Source organism: Paraburkholderia sp. SIMBA_027 (genome assembly GCF_046535315.1).
Classification (GTDB): Bacteria; Pseudomonadota; Gammaproteobacteria; order Burkholderiales; family Burkholderiaceae; genus Paraburkholderia; species Paraburkholderia tropica.
Window position 1 is genome coordinate 1 of sequence record NZ_JAWRWY010000406.1, and the last position, 278, is coordinate 278.

General features: G+C 54.3%; 1 protein-coding gene. It reads right to left on the bottom strand.

The features are described from left to right. The coding region (locus SB764_RS39605; protein WP_410866696.1) for a DUF3748 domain-containing protein at positions 1-278 on the bottom strand (278 nt) is incomplete at both ends.

Below are 278 nucleotides of genomic sequence, written 5' to 3' on the forward strand. Positions count from 1 at the left end.
CTTTCACCGTTCGGGCTAAAGACATGCACATGGCTGCCGCCGCGCAGCGCTCCTGGCGTATACGGCGCGGTAATATCCATTGCATCGAGATTGCTCACCTTGCCGCCTTCAGCAATGACTCCGCGTCGATGATGGAAATCGTAATGCCATGTTTCATCAGGATTTTCCGGGCCATGGATGAAAACATATTTCTCTGACTTCGGATGAACGGTCACCACGCCGACGTGTGCGCCCTGTGACGCGCGATAGATAACCTCGACCTCGCCGGTATGGATATT